This is a genomic window from Citricoccus sp., assembly GCF_035445025.1.
GTDB lineage: Bacteria > Actinomycetota > Actinomycetes > Actinomycetales > Micrococcaceae > Citricoccus.
Map to the genome: position 1 here is coordinate 1 of NZ_DAOMPX010000016.1, position 15,948 is coordinate 15,948.

At 70.7% G+C, this 15,948-nt stretch carries 13 protein-coding genes and 1 tRNA gene; 11 read left to right on the top strand and 3 right to left on the bottom strand.

The features are described 5' to 3' along the window. Nucleotides 1–52 precede the first annotated feature (52 nt). The gene (gene aceE, locus PLJ28_RS07060; protein WP_298044293.1) at nt 53–2,803 is read right to left on the bottom strand and encodes a pyruvate dehydrogenase (acetyl-transferring), homodimeric type; all 2,751 of its coding nucleotides are present in this window, start codon (nt 2,801–2,803) and stop codon (nt 53–55) included. Between the two features lie 296 nt (nt 2,804–3,099). On the opposite strand from aceE, the gene PLJ28_RS07065 reads away from it, so the two are divergent. The 8 genes from PLJ28_RS07065 to lepB all read left to right on the top strand — a co-directional run bounded on the left by PLJ28_RS07065 (nt 3,100) and on the right by lepB (nt 11,141). After that, nucleotides 3,100–3,483, top strand: a complete 384-nt coding sequence (locus tag PLJ28_RS07065) for a DUF3052 domain-containing protein (protein WP_183528272.1) — start codon at nt 3,100–3,102, stop codon at nt 3,481–3,483. 9 nt (nt 3,484–3,492) lie between these two features. Continuing rightward, complete coding sequence (locus tag PLJ28_RS07070; RefSeq protein ID WP_324590004.1) at nt 3,493–3,981, top strand: redoxin domain-containing protein; 489 nt, start codon at nt 3,493–3,495, stop codon at nt 3,979–3,981. A gap of 207 nt (nt 3,982–4,188) precedes the next feature. Continuing rightward, nucleotides 4,189–4,264, top strand: a tRNA-Val gene (locus tag PLJ28_RS07075). 1,149 nt (nt 4,265–5,413) lie between these two features. Further along, nucleotides 5,414–6,427, top strand: a complete 1,014-nt coding sequence (locus PLJ28_RS07080; protein WP_298044296.1) for an AfsR/SARP family transcriptional regulator — start codon at nt 5,414–5,416, stop codon at nt 6,425–6,427. A 417-nt stretch (nt 6,428–6,844) separates the two neighbouring features. Beyond that, nucleotides 6,845–7,531 (top strand): response regulator transcription factor, encoded by a 687-nt coding sequence (locus PLJ28_RS07085; RefSeq protein ID WP_183524884.1) that lies wholly within the window; start codon nt 6,845–6,847, stop codon nt 7,529–7,531. 66 nt (nt 7,532–7,597) lie between these two features. Next, entirely contained in the window at nt 7,598–8,863 is a 1,266-nt protein-coding gene (locus PLJ28_RS07090) for a sensor histidine kinase (protein WP_183524887.1), read from the top strand. Nucleotides 8,864–9,003: 140 nt separating this feature from the next. Beyond that, nucleotides 9,004–10,611, top strand: a complete 1,608-nt coding sequence (locus PLJ28_RS07095) for a multicopper oxidase family protein (protein WP_183524890.1) — start codon at nt 9,004–9,006, stop codon at nt 10,609–10,611. Beyond that, nucleotides 10,611–11,141 (top strand): signal peptidase I, encoded by a 531-nt coding sequence (gene lepB, locus PLJ28_RS07100; RefSeq protein WP_183524892.1) that lies wholly within the window; start codon nt 10,611–10,613, stop codon nt 11,139–11,141. Before PLJ28_RS07095 ends, lepB begins: the two co-directional genes overlap by 1 nt. A gap of 129 nt (nt 11,142–11,270) precedes the next feature. Here lepB and PLJ28_RS07105 read toward each other — a convergent pair whose 3' ends face one another. After that, nucleotides 11,271–11,825 (bottom strand): hypothetical protein, encoded by a 555-nt coding sequence (locus tag PLJ28_RS07105; protein WP_183524894.1) that lies wholly within the window; start codon nt 11,823–11,825, stop codon nt 11,271–11,273. Between the two features lie 209 nt (nt 11,826–12,034). Here PLJ28_RS07105 and panD point away from each other — a divergent pair, with 209 nt between their 5' ends. From panD to gnd, 3 genes are all read left to right on the top strand, one after another. Further along, nucleotides 12,035–12,451, top strand: coding sequence for an aspartate 1-decarboxylase (gene panD / locus PLJ28_RS07110; RefSeq protein ID WP_183528274.1), 417 nt, complete (start codon nt 12,035–12,037; stop codon nt 12,449–12,451). A gap of 185 nt (nt 12,452–12,636) precedes the next feature. Continuing rightward, nucleotides 12,637–13,548 (top strand): polyphosphate kinase 2, encoded by a 912-nt coding sequence (gene ppk2, locus PLJ28_RS07115; RefSeq protein ID WP_183524896.1) that lies wholly within the window; start codon nt 12,637–12,639, stop codon nt 13,546–13,548. 201 nt (nt 13,549–13,749) lie between these two features. After that, on the top strand, nt 13,750–15,237 hold the full coding sequence (gene gnd, locus PLJ28_RS07120; protein ID WP_183524898.1) for an NADP-dependent phosphogluconate dehydrogenase: 1,488 nt from the start codon (nt 13,750–13,752) through the stop codon (nt 15,235–15,237). An 89-nt stretch (nt 15,238–15,326) separates the two neighbouring features. On the opposite strand, the gene epsC is transcribed toward gnd, so the two are convergent. Further along, on the bottom strand, nt 15,327–15,911 hold the full coding sequence (epsC, locus tag PLJ28_RS07125; RefSeq protein ID WP_010145783.1) for a serine O-acetyltransferase EpsC: 585 nt from the start codon (nt 15,909–15,911) through the stop codon (nt 15,327–15,329). Nucleotides 15,912–15,948: the final 37 nt, after the last annotated feature.

The window sequence follows — 15,948 nt, forward strand, 5'->3', positions numbered from 1 at the left end:
GCCCCGGTCACCGCGGCCGCCGTCGACGGGGCCCGGGCCCGTCACCGGGTGATCAGGCGTCTCCGCCCGCGTTGCCGGTGGTGCCGGCGTTGACGTCGTCGAGCCGGTACTGCGCGAAGGCCTTGGCCGCGGTCCCGGCCTCGACCTTGCCGTCCTTCTCCAGCATCTGCAGGGTCTTGACGACCATCGAGTGGGTGTCGATGAGGAAGTAGCGGCGAGCCGCGGCGCGGGTGTCCGCGAAGCCGAACTCGTCCGCACCCAGGGTGGCGAAGGCGTTCGGGACGAACGGCCGGATCTGGTCCGGGACCAGGGTCGCGTAGTCGGTGGTCGCGATCACGGGACCCTCGGTGTCCGCCAGCTTCTGCGTGATGTAGGGGACGCGGGCGTTGCCCTCCGCGTTCTCCAGCGCCTCGCGCTCGGCGGACACGGCATCGCGCCGCAGTTCGTTCCAGCTGGTCACGGACCACACGTCGGCGGACACTCCCCAGTCCTTGGCCAGGATCCTGGCCGCGTCGATCACCCAGGGCAGGGACACGCCGGAGCCCATGAGCTGGGCCTTGGGGCCCTCACCCTCGCCCCGGCTGTAGCGGTAGATGCCCTTGAGCAGTCCCTCCACGTCCAGGTTCTCCGGCTCGTCCGGGTGGATGATCGGCTCGTTGTACACCGTGAGGTAGTACATGACGTTGCGGACGTCCTCGCCGCAGTCGTGGTCGCCGTACATGTCCTCCAGGCCCTGCCGCACGATGTGGGCGATCTCGTAGGAGAACGCCGGGTCGTAGTGCTTCACGGCCGGGTTCGTCCCCGCGAGGATCGGGGAGTGGCCGTCCATGTGCTGGGTGCCCTCGCCGGCGAGCGTGGTCCGCCCGGCGGTGGCGCCGATCACGAAGCCGCGGACCAGCTGGTCCCCGGCGGCCCAGAAGGAGTCGCCCGTGCGCTGGAAGCCGAACATCGAGTAGAAGATGTACACGGGGATCATCAGCTCGCCGTGCGTGGAGTAGGACGAGCCCACCGCGGTCAGCGCCGAGGTGGCGCCGGCCTCGTTGATGCCCACGTGGTAGAGCTGTCCCTGCGGGGACTCCTTGTAGGACAGGAACAGGTCCCGGTCCACGGAGAGGTAGTTCTGGCCCTTGGGGTTGTAGATCTTGGCCGTCGGGAAGAACGAGTCCATGCCGAAGGTGCGGGCCTCGTCCGGGATGATCGGCACGATCCGCTTGCCGATGTTCTTGTCCCGCATCAGGTCCTTGAGCAGGCGCACGAAGGCCATGGTGGTGGCGGCCTGCTGCTTGCCGGTGCCCTTCCTGGCGTGCTTGTACGTGGATTCCGGCGGCATCGGGATCTTGTCGTGGTCGTCACGGCGCTCCGGCAGGAAGCCGCCCAGTGCGCTGCGTCGCTCCATCATGTACTGGATCTCCGGCGCGTCCGGGCCCGGGTGGTAGTACGGCACGTTGTACGGATCGGCTTCGATCTGCTCGTCCGTGACGGGGATGCGGTGGCGGTCGCGGAACTTCTTGACGTCCTCCACCGTGAGCTTCTTCATCTGGTGGGTGGCGTTCTTGCCCTCGAAGGACGAGCCCAGGCCGTAGCCCTTGACGGTCTGCGCCAGGATGACGGTGGGCTTGCCCTGATAGTCCATGGCGGCCTTGTAGGCGGCGTATACCTTGTTGTAGTCGTGTCCGCCGCGCTTGAGGCCCCAGATCTCGTCGTCGGTCATGTCCGCGACCATCTCCTTGGTCACCGAGGACCGTCCGAAGAAGTGGTCGCGCACGAAGCCGCCGGACTCCGCCTTGTAGGTCTGGTAGTCGCCGTCGAGGGTCTCGTTCATGATCCGGACGAGCTCACCCTCGTCGTCCTTGTCCAGCAGCTCGTCCCACTCGCGGCCCCACAGGACCTTGATGACGTTCCAGCCGGCACCGCGGAAGTAGGCCTCCAGCTCCTGGATGATCTTGCCGTTGCCGCGGACCGGGCCGTCGAGGCGCTGCAGGTTGCAGTTGATGACGAAGGTCAGGTTGTCGAGCTTGTCGTTGGCGGCGATGTGCAGCGCGCCGCGCGACTCCGGCTCGTCCATCTCCCCGTCCCCGAGGAAGGCCCAGACGTGCTGCTGGGAGGTGTCCTTGATGCCGCGGTTGTGCAGGTAGCGGTTGAACTGGGCCTGGTGGATCGCGTTGATCGGGCCCAGTCCCATGGACACGGTGGGGAACTGCCAGAAGTCCGGCAGCATGCGCGGGTGCGGATAGGACGGCAGGGCGTTGCCGGCCTTGGACTTCTCCTGGCGGAAGCCGTCGAGGTCCTCCTCGGTCAGCCGGCCCTCGAGGAAGGCGCGCGCGTAGTTGCCGGGGGAGGAATGCCCCTGGAAGAACACCTGGTCGCCGCCGCCGGGATGGTCCTGGCCGCGGAAGAAGTGGTTCAGGCCCACTTCGTACAGGGTGGCCTGGCCGGCGTAGGAGGAGATGTGCCCGCCCACGCCGACACCGTCGCGCTGGGCGCGCTGGACGATCATGGCGGCGTTCCACCGCAGGTAGTTGCGGTAGCGGCGCTCCAGTTCCTCGTCTCCGGGGTACTCGGGCTCCTGGTCCACGGGGATGGTGTTGACGTAGTCCGTGGTGGTGACCATCGGAACGCCCACGGACTTGGTCCCGGCGCGCTGGAGCAGCTGGCGCATGATGTATTCCGCGCGCTCCGTGCCGCGTTCCTCGACGAGTCCGTCGAAGGACTCGATCCACTCTGCGGTCTCCTGGGGATCCTTGTCCGGCAACTGGTTCGTCAGGCCGCTCAGGATATGGGAGCTCTCTTCAGCTGCGCTCACGGCAACCTCTCTGTCGGCGGATCATGTCCGCAGTATCTGTGGCCCGGACCCGTCCGGGGTCAGCCGTCCGGGGCAAGTCAGACCGGCCCATTGCTTCCACGTCCGACTGTAACGCCTGCGGACCTTACGGTGGAGTCCAATACATGGACATGGCCCGGTGCTACGGGGCGCAGTAATCTGGGTGGGATGATGCCCGCTTGGTCATCACGGAAACTGCAAGGAGAGATGTGAACCAGCCAGACTCCGCCCCCGCCGTCGGGCGTATTGCGGAGACCAGCGTCGGACCCGCCGCCCGGATGGGGCTGTCCGAAGGCCAGCTGGTCCAGGAACTCGGCTTCGACGAGGACATCGACTTCGACTTCCGGGACGCCCTGGAAGACGAGATCGGCACCGAGTTGCTGACCGAGGAGGACCAGGATCCCGTAGACGCCGTCGTCCTGTGGTGGCGCGCCTCCGACGGTGACGTCGAGGACCTCGCCGACGCCCTGATGGACGCGCAGACCTCGCTCGACGCCGGGGGCGTGCTGTGGTTGATGACGCCGCGTAACGGGCGGGAGGGCCACGTCCTGCCGGCCGACGTCGCCGAGGCGGCGCCGACCGCCGGGCTCCACGTCACCACGACGGCCGGGGTCTCCGCGGACTGGACCGCCTCGCGCCTGGTCGGCAAGCGCAACCGGTGAGCCCTCCCGGTGGCTGAGGCCCCCGCCCTGCGGGACCAGCACGGACAGTCCTGGCCGTGGCCGCCGCTGGCCCCGGATCCGGGGCCGTCCGAGGGGGCCGACGGCGCCTCCGTGCCGTCCCGCTGCTGGCTCTTCTTCCTGCCGGGGGCCTTCACGCCCGTGTGCACCGCCGAGCTGGGCTGGGTGGACGAGCTGGCCGGGCACCTCGCCCCGGCCGGGATCGGGCTGCGGGTGATCAGTTGTGATTCCGCGCCCGTGCTGCGCGCCTTCGGCGACGCCCTCGGGGTGCGCACCCCCCTGCTCTCCGACTTCTGGCCGCACGGCGCCGCGGCGCGGCGCGTCGGTGCCTTCGACGACCGCACCGGACGCGCCCGGCGCACCAGCGTCCTCGTCGACGCCGCAGGCCGGGAAATGCGGCGCGTCGAGGCGGCGCCGGGGCAGGAACGACGGCTGGCCGACCACCTGTCCGGCGACGGGGTGGGGCCGGACCGGGACTGAGGAGACCGTCCGGTGCGGCCCGTCGGTGGTGGAGGGGCCGGCGCTGTCGTCGTCGAGCAGGTCGTCGAGGACGAGAGGGTGACCCCGGGCGCCACCCTCGAAGCGCCTGGAGCGAGGGTGAGGAGCCCTGCGGTAACCTGTGATGGCACGCGCACCCTGCTCGTCGAGGCCCTGGGCCGAGCCGCCGCCGGGGTCCGACCTGCATGAGGGCCTTTAGCTCAGCTGGTAGAGCACTGCGTTTACACCGCAGGTGTCGTCGGTTCGATCCCGGCAGGGCCCACCACGTCCTCCACCCACCACTCCCTCTCCGTCGACTGCCGGATCAGGGGCTGGTCGCAGGGCTGCGTGACGTGTTCGTGACCGGTCAGGTCGAGGTGGTGGGGACCCACCTGCAGCGTGACGCCGATGAGTTCCACCTGGGGATTGCGCTGTGACCCGGTGGTGGCGGCCACCGTGCGCACGATGAGGTCACGCAGGGTTCCGGTGACGTCGATGCCATAGCCGGTGATGCGGATGGTGCGTCCGATGTGTCCCGGGGTGAGGTCGCGGGTCTTCATGGCGGGGTCTCTTTCCGGTCTCCCAGTGTCGGCACCCGCCGCGCACCGGACGTGCCGGTCCGTGCATCGCCGCGTTCTGGTCGGGAGTCATGGGGGATGATGGCGCGCCCGGTGACGTCCGCAGCGGATGTGACATGGGGGAGCCCGGTCCTGACGGTGCGCCGGTTCCTCACGTCACGCATGGTCGGCCTCCGGGGATGGGGGCAGTGGTGATGTTCAGTGCCGTGAGGGTATTCTGTGCCCGCCCGGGGCCCGGTGCCACAGTGGGGTGTACCGCTTTATCAGGACCTCCACCTCGACTGCCCGAGTGCCCTCCACTCGATCGCCTCGTGCTCTGCTCCGGGTTCGCCGGCCCACCGGCGCCTCCCCTCGGGAATGCCGGGCCACTCGCCGGCCGGGAGCCCGGGGGCTGACCGTGCGGGGTGCCCACGCTTTTCATAGGGTCCACCGTGGATGCTCTCCTCACGGTCCATCCAGTGCAACGCCGCCGACGTCCGGCCCGCGCCGGCGCGATGTTGGACGACGGATCCGACCGTGCGGTCCGAAGGGCGGGCCCCCAGTCCGTCCCTTCCGGCCCGGCGCCGCTGCCGACCAGCGGCACTCGCGAGGGTCCCGGTTCCCCAAGGCCGGGGCCCTCGCCCGTGCGTCGTGGCCGGGGGTCCGCCGCGGGGCCTGGCGCCCAGATCCCGCGGAGGCCGGGCAGGGCGCGGCCCCGCGCGTCAGCCGCGGGCCTGCCGGGGTGCGGGGTGGGTGGCGACGGCAACCCCCGGTTTTAGGGGGTCCTCGGCCCCCAGGCCGGGGCTACGCACGCCCGGTCCCGGATGGGAGTGTCGGTCCTGCACGTCCTGGGGAGAACGATCTTGGGGAGCGACACCATGGACACCACCTTCGTCGTCGACGCGCACCGGGCACCCGTGCCCGGTGCGGAGCAGCACCTGACCATCACCATGCTGGGGGCCCTGGAGGTGCGTCGCGGGGACACGGTCCTGGGGCCCCACCAGCTGGGCGGGCCCAAGTCCCGGCAGGTCCTGGAGATCCTGCTGCTGCACCTGGGGACTCCCGTCTCGAAGGGACGGCTCATCGAGCTGCTCTGGGAGGGGGCGCCCCCGGCGGCCTCGGTCTCCACCCTGGAGTCCTACGTCTCCGTGCTCCGTCGCTGCCTGCAGCCGGGCCGCGGGAGGGCCGGGGCACTGAAGACCACGACGGGTGGCTACTTCCTCGACACCTCCATGATCGACCTCGACGTGACCCGGTTCGACGCGTTGGTGCGCCGGGCAGGGCTGTGCCCGCCGGCTCAGGCCTATCCGTACCTGTGCGAGGCGCTGTCGCTGGCGTCCGCGCCGCTGCTGGGCAGCGAACTGCTGCCCGAATGGGCCGAGGCCGAGCGCCGCCTGCAGAACGCCCGGACGGCCGCCGCCATGGTCCAGGCCGCGGACACGGCCCGGGAACTCGGACTGGACTCCGAGGCCGTCGCCTGGTCCCGACGGGTCCTGGATTCCGACGAGCTCAACGAGGCCGCCTGGACGAGCATGATCCTGGCCCTGGAACAGGGCGGGCACCCGGTCTCGGGCCTGCGGGCCTACGAACGGTGCCGGGCCGTCCTGGCCCGCGAGCTGGGCTGCAGCCCCGGGCCCGTCCTGCAGGCTGCCCAGGAGAGACTGTTGCGGGCGACCTCCGCGTCGGGAGACGACTTCGGGCGGGTGATCCACGCGCTGCTGACCATCCAGGGGGTGCTGGAGGGCGAGGGCCCGCGGGATGACCGGCCGGCCCTGGCGGATCCAACGGACCCAACGGATACGACAGACCCCACGGACCGGGAGCTCATCCTCCAGGACGCCGGCACCGTCATCTCGGGGTACCTGCAGCGGGCCCTGCCGGTGTCGTCCTGACCCGCCCGACCCACTCGTTTCGATCGGTCCTCGCGGTCCTGGAGGTCCGGCGGGGCGACTGGTCCGGTCAGCGCTCTCCGACACCGCGTCCACGTGGTCCGTGCGGTGGTGCGTGCTCGTGGCGCGGCGTCCGTCCCGTACGGGTACTCGATCACCGCCCGTTTCCGCGGACGGGAGCGATCCCGCGTTGCCTGCCTCCTGGTCACGGCCCTACGGTGAGGCCTCCGGAGATCCCCTGTCCCCCCGGGGGACCCCCGGCCGCACACCGTTGGAGACCGCCACCGTCCGGGAGCAACCGATGACCGTCCTGACCGCACGCCCGTCCACGCCCGCTTCGGCGGGCGTCCGCAGACCGCGCCCGGCCGAGGGGGATCCGTTCCCCTTCTGGCCGGTGATGCACCACCCCTAGGCGGGGCCATGGGCACGCTCGTGGGACTCCCGGACGCCGATGCCGTCGGCACGCGGGGACACCGGTTGCGCGTGGTCGTGATCGATGACCACCGGACCTTCGCCGACCTGCTGTCCGGGGCCCTGGCCAGGGAGTCCGACCTCGACTGCGTGGGCCTGGCCGCCGGCGTGGCCGAGGGACTCGCGGTGTGCGCCGGACTGCGGCCGGACCTCGTGATCCTGGACTACCAGCTGCCGGACGGTGACGGACTGCAGGCCGCCGAGAGGATCCTGGCCCAGGACCCCGCGGTCCGCATCGTCATGCTCACCGGGTTCCCCACGGCGCCGGCGATCCGGCGGGCCGCAGCCATCGGGGTGTGCGGCTTCCTGCCCAAGGACGGGGCCCTGAGCTCATTGCTGGAGGTCGTGCGCAGCGTCCGTCCCGGCGGGTTCCTCGTCGCCCCGGCCCTCATCGCGGGACTGGACATGCCGGGGAGCGGCTCCACCGGTCCCGGCCCGAGCCTGACCGCCCGTGAACTCGACGTCCTCCGCCTCATGGCCCAGGGGTATGACGTGACCCGTAACGCCAGGACCCTGGGCATCTCCACCCATACCTGCCGGGGTTACGTGAAGTCGATCCTGGCGAAGCTGGACGCCCACAGCCAGTTGGAGGCGGTCGCCGCGGCCACCCGGCTGGGCATGCTCGGGGTGGGGTGAGCGATGTTCCGTCGGCCGGACCGGAGACACCCGAGGGATGTGCTCCCTGCCGAGGAGGGGTCGGCGGTGCGGCACGCGATCGGCAGGTTCCTGGTCACCGGGCTGGTCGTGCTGCTGATGGTCGCTGTCCCCGTCACGATCTGGGTGCGCGGGGTCGCGCACGAGATCGTCGTCCGGGACGCCCTGGAGCGGACGCAACGGCTGGCCGACCACGTGGTCTCCGCCGCCATCGTCGACGACCTGCAGGCCGGGGACCCGGTGGCGCTGGCGCAGGTCGAGGATCGTCTGGCCCCCTGGGTGACCGATGAGACGATCCGCCGCGTGAAGATCTGGAACGCGCAGGGAACGGTCCTGTACTCGGACGTCCCGGAACTGATCGGCTCCACCTTCGACCTCGAGCCCTGGGCGCAGCAGCTGCTGGACGGAGGACCGGGCACCGTCAGCGTCGGCGAGCAGGCCGGGGACGAGAACGTCTACGAGGCGGGCGACGGGGTGTTCGTCGAGGTCTACGTGGCCTCGCGCGCCGCGGGGCAGGACCCGGTGCTGGTCGAGGTGTACTTCGACGACCGGGTTCTGCTCGGTCCGCAGGGACACATCCTGCTCCGGATGACGCCCGTGCTCCTGGTGGCCATGGCCGTGCTGCAGGGCGCGCAGCTCATTCCCGGCATCCGGCTGGCCCGACAGGTCCAGGACCGCCAACGGGAACGCCGGGCCATCCTGCAGCAGGCCATCGAGGCCGGTGAGCGCGAGCGCGTCCGCCTCGCCGTGGCCCTGCACGACGACATCCTCCAGGACCTGGCGGGGCTCGCCTACACCCTGGAACCGGCCGACGGCGACGCCTCCGGTCAGGACCCCGGTGCGGTGCTGCGGCAGAGCATCGTCAAGCTGCGTGCCATCACCTCGGACCTCTACTCCTCCCCGGTGGACGCCAACACGCTGCCCTCGGCACTGGGCGTCCTGGCGGAACGCACCCGGGGCCGGCAGATCACCACCGTCGTGCACGTCGACCGGGATCCCGGGCTCGACGAGGCCCAGGCCACCGCGTGCCACCGGATCGCCCGGGAGGCCATGATGAACGTCGTCAAGCACGCCGGGGCCACCGTCGTGCACCTGGACCTGGTCCGGCGGGGGAGCGAGGTGACGCTGTCCATCGCGGATGACGGCGTGGGTCTCGACGCCGGCGCCCCGGCGGTTCCCGGCCACTTCGGTCTGCGCATGATGGCCGACGTCGCCGATTCCGTCGGTGCCCGGTTGTCCACGCGCCGTTCCGCGGCGGGGGGCACCGAGATCACCGTGACGTTTGCCGTCTCTCGCCCTCACCGCGCCGTCTGACCCCGTGCCGCCCTGCACCTTGCACCGCCCTGCACCTTGCACCGCCCGTCGAGCCGGGGCGCGCGATGTTGGTTTTTCCCAAGCTCGTTCGTCCACACTCCCTCCAGGGAGGGCACGGCACCAGACGGTGAGGAACGAGCATGGCGATATCCCGACGACACGTCATCCTGTTCGGCGGCCTGGGCGTCATGGGCGCCGGGGCGGCCGCGGTCCCGTGGGAGAACGTGTCCGCGAAGTCGGCCAGCAGGCTCGACGACCGGCAGATGCCCCGGCCCTACGCCGCCGAGTTCACCCAGCCACCGGTCCTGAAGCCCACCTCGGTGGGCATCGATCCGGACGACGGGGCACGCATCGAGAACTACACGGTGACGCAACGCGCCGCCACGGCGCGGATGCTGCCCCGGCTGGACACCCCGATTCTGGGCTACGACGGCCTCTTCCCCGGGCCGACCATCGAGGTCGAGCGGGGGACGAAGACCACCCTGACGGTGCGCAACCAGCTGCCGGCGACCCACCCCGCGCACGGACACGTCCTGGCGACCTCCACGCACCTGCACGGCTCGGCCTCGCTGCCGCAGTACGACGGGTACGCCAACGATGTGACGATGCCAGGCTTCAAGAAGACCTACCACTACTCGAACGTCCAGAACGCGCGCAGCATCTGGTACCACGACCACGGTGTCCACTTCACCGCCCTGAACGTCTACTCCGGGCTCGCGGGCCAGTACCGGATCCACGACGAGCTCGAGCGCGGCCTGCTGCCGCAGGGCGAGTTCGACGTGGGCCTGACGATCACCGATGCGATGTTCGCCCGGAACGGGGCCCTGGGCTACGACGACAACGATCACTCGGGGCTCTGGGGCGACGTCATCCTGGTCAACGGGGTGCCCTGGCCGCGCATGAGGGTCAAGCGGCGGATCTACCGGTTCAGGATGCTCAATGCGTCCATCTCCCGGTCCCTTCGGCCGTACCTGACGTCGGGAGAGGCCATGACCATCGTCGCCACGGACGGCGGGCTCATGCCCCGGGCCGTCGACGTCGCCCAGTGGCGTCATGCCGGTGCCGAGCGCTACGAGGTCCTGATCGACTTCTCGAAGTACAGGGCCGGCACCCGGGTGGAACTGCGGAACCGCTCCAACGAGAACAACCGCGACTACGACCACACCAACAAGATCATGGCCTTCGACGTGGTCGACGACCCCGTCGACACGTCCGACCCCACCTGGAACACCCCGCCCACGGTGCTGGACCCCGGCGGCGAGGTGATGAGCCTCACGAGCAAGATGGCCGGGGCCAAGCGGTACATGCGGGTCAAACGCGACGACAGGACGAACCTGTGGACGCTGAACGACAAGACCTGGGGGGCGGTCATCGCCAGTGGGTACCAGGACGTCTTCGCCCAGGTGGGCCTCAACACCGTGGAGGAGTGGGAGATCGAGAACAAGTCCGGCGGGTGGTTCCACCCCATGCACATCCACCTGGTCGACTTCAGGATCCTCAGCCGCAACGGCAGGGCGCCCTTCCCCTATGAGTCCGGTCCCAAGGACACCGTCTATGTCGGCGAGGGCGAGAAGGTCAGGCTGCTGATGCGCTTCGGCCCCCACCAGGGCCGGTACATGGTCCACTGCCACAACCTCCCCCACGAGGACCACGACATGATGACGCAGTTCCGGGTCGGGCTGAAGGCCAACGCACCGGACCCGTGGGACCCGATCGACGCCGCGCGGCCCGAGCTGGACGACGACTGATGACTGCACGGCGCGAGGCAGCACCGCGCCGTGCAGGACCCGCCCACCCCGGCCGCGTGGCGGGCGGGGTGCTCGCGGGGTTCCTGCTGGCGCTCGCCGCCCTCCGGCTGTGGGTCGTCGAACCCGTGCACGTCACCTCCGACAGCATGGTTCCCGCCGTGCACCCCGGGGCCTACGCGCTGGTGCTCACCACGCCCGCCGCCCGCGACGGGCTGGTACCGGGCGACCTGCTGGTCTTCAACGCCCCCGACGGCGGGTCCACGAACCTCAAGCGCGTCATCGCCCTCGGGGGACGGGAGGTGGCCATCCGGGACGCCGTGGTCTACGTCGACGGTGCGGGGCTCCGCGAACCGGGCATCGACGCCTCGGCCATCGACGGGACGTACTTCGGGCCCCTGACCGTTCCGCAGGGCAGCGTCTTCGTCCTGGGTGACAACCGCAGGACCTCCGTGGACTCGCGGCATCACGGTCCCGTTCCCCTGGACCGGGTCCGCGGCAGGGTCCTGTTCCTCTGGGATGGCGCCGGGTGACCTGACAGCCGATGCCCACCGGGAGGGCGCCGTGGACACTCCGGGAACACGCCGCGACTCCGCGCATTGCCGGAGCGGCACCCCGGGCCGCGGAATCCCGGCCGGCCCGACGGCCCGGGGACCGCTTCCTCACCGGGTGTGGTGGTCCGTTCCGAGGCTCAGGCGCACGGATCCCGGTCCCTGGAGCTCGAGCCGGACGCTCTCGTTGGGGATCTCGAAGACCATGGTCACCGCGAGGGTCTCACCCCGGGCGACCCGGTGCCGCTCATGACTGGTCCACAGGGGGCTCGCCGTGAACCCGACGATCTCCCGGATGCTGTAGTCGGCCGCCGCGAAGTCGATGCCACCGGGCTCGACCGCCGTCAGGTCCAGCAGCAGCCTGACGCGGTGGCCCCCCGCGGCGATCGGCCGGGCCAGGCCCGGTGCCGGCGTCGGTGGGGCCCAGGGGGCCGACTCCAGGGGGATGATGCCCTGGATCAGGGCCATCCCGCCGGCCACGGTGGCCACGGCGCCCAACGGCGTCGCCGGGGCGGGCGGCGGGTGCAGCAACCGATGGACGCCGAGTCCGCCGCCCATCACCCCGAGGGCCGCCACGGGAATCAGGGCGAGGACGGAGCGGCGACTGGGCCGGCGCCCCGGTCCGGTCGCGCTCCGGGTGTCCTGGGATAATTGCGCGGTGGCCATGCCGCATCCTCTCGGGGCGACCCTGTGGAAATCTTGATGAACGCCCCGATGGCGCCCCCCGTGACGGCCCCGGCACGGCGCACCGCGCACGGCCGGGCATCATCGGCGGGCATAATTGACAGGCATTGCCCGTTGAGGGGATGTCGTCACCGCGCCCCCGGGGCAGCGGCATCGCCAGCCTTCCGAAGGAACACAGACCCATGGCCTCCATGACCCGGACCATCTTCAAGTCCAAGATCCACCGTGCCACCGTGACGCACGCGGACCTGCACTACGTGGGTTCGGTCACCGTGGACCAGGACCTGCTCGACGCCGCGGACATCCTGCCGGGCGAGCTCGTGGCGATCGTGGACGTGACCAACGGGGCCCGGCTGGAGACCTACACCATCGCCGGTGAACGCGGTTCGGGAGTGCTGGGCATCAACGGCGCCGCCGCCCACCTGGTGGATGTGGGGGACACCGTCATCCTCATCACCTATGCGCAGATGACCACCGAGGAGGCCCGGTCCTTCCAGCCCACGGTGGTCCACGTGGACGCCGGCAACCGCATCGTCGAGCTCGGGCACGACCCGTCCGAGGCGGTCTCCGCTGGGTTGGAGCGCCCGCCTCACGCCGTGGCGCGCTGACTCCTGCGTTCCGCCGGTGTTCACCGGCGGTTCACCGGGGACGACGCCCGGTGACGGAACCGGGTGGCGCGTGGGGACGATGATGGACAATGAAGTCCAGTCCCCACCGTGCCGCACCCGGGGGGTCCGCCGACCACGCTTCTGGTCCGGGACCCCGGCGTCGGCCCCTTCGAAGGAGAGTCGAGATGCTGCTGACGCCGGACGCGCCCCGGGAGAACCTGCGCGAGTTCATCGACAAGATCCGTGACGGCGGCTTCCAGGTGGTCGACCGCCACACCCCGGACCCGGACCTGATCGACCCCCAGGGCCGGGCCGTGGACACCTGGCGGGAGGACTACCCGTACGAGACGCGGATGTCCCGCGAGGAGTACGAGGTGGAGAAGTACAAGCTGCAGATCGAGCTGCTGAAGCTGCAGTACTGGGGCGAGGACTCGGGCCAGCGGCACATCATCGTCTTCGAGGGCCGCGACGCCGCCGGCAAGGGCGGGACCATCAAGCGCTTCACCGAGTACCTCAACCCGCGCACCGCCCGGGTCGTGGCGCTGAACAAGCCCTCGGACCGCGAACAGGGCCAGTGGTACTTCCAGCGGTACATCAACCACTTCCCCACCGAGGGCGAGATCGTGCTCTTCGACCGTTCCTGGTACAACCGGGCGGGCGTGGAACGCGTCATGGGCTTCAGCACGGACGAGCAGTACACCACCTTCATGAGCCAGGTGCCGCTGTTCGAGAAGATGCTCGTGGACGACGGCATCCACCTGACGAAGTTCTGGTTCTCCGTGACCCAGTCCGAGCAGCGCACCCGCTTCGCCATCCGGCAGATCGACCCGGTGCGCCGCTGGAAGCTCTCGCCCATGGACCTGGAGTCGCTGGACCGGTGGGAGGACTACACGGCGGCCAAGGAGGCCATGTTCCTGCACACGGACACCGACCACGCACCGTGGACCACCATCAAGTCCAATGACAAGAAGCGTGCCCGGCTCAACGCCATGCGCCATTTCCTGTCCCAGTTCGAGTACGAGGACAAGGACCACGCGGTGGTCGGCACCCCGGACCCGCTGATCGTGCGCCGCGGCCGGGACGCCGTCGGGGACTGACGCATCGCGGCGCCCGCAGGCAACGGCCTGCTGGGACCGCATGGGCGCCCCGAACAGTCCTGCGCACCGCAGGCGGGGCGGTGAACGCCGCGGCCGGCCTCGCCGACCACGTAGGCTGGTGGGGTCCGGGCCGCCCCCGAGGGGTGCGGCCGGAATTCCACTGTTGGCAGCAGCACCTCCGGCGTGCTGGGAAGGAACGGCATGAAGGCTGACATCGGCGTCACGGGGCTGGCGGTCATGGGGGCGAACCTGGCCCGGAACTTCGCGCGTCACGGGTACACCGTGGCCCTGCACAACCGCAGCAGGGCGCGCACCGACGCGCTCGTGGCCGAGCACGGCGAGGACGGGACCTTCATCCCCACGGAGACGCTGGCCGAGCTCGTGGAGTCCCTGGCCACCCCCCGCCGGGTGCTCCTCATGGTCCAGGCCGGCCGGCCCGTGGACGACGTCATCGACCAGCTCGTGCCGCTGCTGGAGGCCGGGGACATCGTCATCGACGCCGGCAACTCGCACTATGAGGACACCCGCCGGCGCGAGGCGGCCCTCGCGGCGAAGGACCTGCACTTCGTGGGGATCGGCGTGTCCGGCGGCGAGGAGGGCGCCCTGAACGGCCCCGCCATCATGCCGGGCGGCCCGCGCGAGTCCTACGAGGCGCTCGGCCCGCTGCTCGAGGACATCTCCGCGAAGTACGAGGGCGACCCCTGCTGCGCCTGGATCGGCACGGACGGCGCCGGCCACTTCGTGAAGATGGTCCACAACGGCATCGAGTACGCCGACATGCAGGTGATCGGGGAGGCCTACGACCTCCTGCGCAGCGTCGGGGGCGTGGAACCGGCGGAGCAGGCCGTCATCTTCGAGCAGTGGAACCGCACGGAGCTGCGCAGCTACCTGATCGAGATCACCGCCGACGTCCTGAGCCAGGTGGACGTGGCCACCGGCCAGCCGATGGTCGACGTCATCGTGGACGAGGCCGGGCAGAAGGGGACCGGCCGCTGGACGGCCATTTCCGGGCTGGACCTGGGCGCGCCCGTGGCGGCGATCGCCGAGTCCGTGTTCGCCCGCTCGCTCTCCAGCCAGACCGCCGCGCGGTCGACGGCCCGGGAGGTCCTGGGCGCGGGCGCCGACGCCGTCAGCGCCCCGCGGGAACTGCAGGACCGGGACCACGAGGCCTTCGTCGAGGACGTGCGCCTGGCCCTGTACGCCTCCAAGCTGGTGTCCTACGCCCAGGGCCTGGACATGCTCTCGGCGGCCGCCGCTCAGTACGGCTGGTCCCTGGACCTGGGCACCATCGCATCCCTGTGGCGCAACGGCTGCATCATCCGCGCCGACCTGCTGGACACCATCATGAAGGCCTACGGGGGCCGGGACACCACCCGTCACCCGGAGCCGGGCACGCTGGCGGAGGGCCAGCCGCTCAACCTGCTCTTCGCCCCGGAGTTCAGCCAGGCGCTCGCCGCCGCGGTGCCGGCCTGGCGCCGGGTGGTCGCGGCGGCCGTCTCCGCCGGGGTGCCCGTGCCGGTGTTCTCCTCGGCCCTGGCCTACTACGACGGACTGCGCCGGGACCGCCTGCCGGCCGCGCTCACCCAGGGCCTGCGCGACTACTTCGGCGCGCACACCTACCGCCGGGTCGACCGCGAGGGCACCTTCCACACCCTGTGGTCGGGAGACCGCTCCGAGATCTCGGCCTGAGGCCTCCACGACGCCGGCCGGCCGCCTTCCGAGGGGAAGGCGACCGGCCGGCGTCGTGCTGGGGTGCTGCGCGAGCGTCTCGCGGGGCGTCAGATCCACATGGCGGGGTCGACGTACTCCGCGGGGTCCACGGCGGGCTTGTGCTCGCGGGGTTCCCGGTGGCGCCACGTGGCCGGGACGCCGGTGGCGATGGAGCCGGCGGGGGTGTCCTTGACGACGACGGCGTTGGCGCCCACCGCGGTGCCCGCGCCGATCTCGACCGGGCCGAGGATCTTGGCACCGGCACCGACGACGACCCCGTTCTGCAGGGTCGGGTGCCGCTTGACCTTGTCCAGGGACCGCCCGCCGAGGGTGACCCCGTGGTAGAGCATGACGTCGTCGCCGATCTCGGCCGTCTCACCGATCACCACGCCCATGCCGTGGTCGATGAAGAACCGCCGGCCGATCGTCGCGCCCGGGTGGATCTCGATCCCGGTCAGGGTCCGGGCCACCTGGGAGACCACGCGCGCCGGGGTCTTCAGGCGCTCGTTCTGCCACATCCGGTGCGTCAGCCGGTGCGCCCAGATCGCGTGCAGGCCCGAGTAGACCACGGCAACCTCCAGGTCGCCGCGGGCCGCCGGGTCGTGCGCCCGGGCGTTCGCGATGTCTTCCTTGAGGCGGGACAGGAAACCCACTGGAGGCCTTTCGGTCGGTGGCTGGTGCCGGCGGTGT